The 334-nt window shown below is 50.0% G+C and carries 1 pseudogene; it reads left to right on the top strand.

The annotated features are described in order from the left end of the window. Positions 1-334: pseudogene (locus tag H8K47_RS18085) on the top strand (IS3 family transposase); the annotation flags it as partial.

The following is a 334-nucleotide window of genomic DNA, read 5'->3' on the forward strand; positions in this document are numbered from 1 at the left end:
TACCTGCGCATGGAGAACGAATATCTAAAAAAGTTGAAAGCCTTAGTTCAGGAGCAGGCACAGGAAGCAGCGTCACGCAAAAAGCGCAACTCATCCAGGAACTAAGGCAAAAATACCCCATTGCCGGTTTGCTGAAAGTCGCGGCCATGGCGCGCAGCACGTTTTATTACCAGCAAAAAGTAATGCTCATTGAGGATAAGTATGCTGACTTAAAAGAACACATACGCACGATTTACGCGCGCCATCAAGGACGTTACGGATATCGGCGCATCACGGCCAGCATTCAGCAATCCGGGGTGGCGGTGAACCATAAAACCGTGCAGCGCCTGATGAC

This window comes from Cognatundibacterium rugosum (assembly GCF_014284365.1).
GTDB lineage: Bacteria > Pseudomonadota > Gammaproteobacteria > Burkholderiales > Burkholderiaceae_D > Undibacterium > Undibacterium rugosum.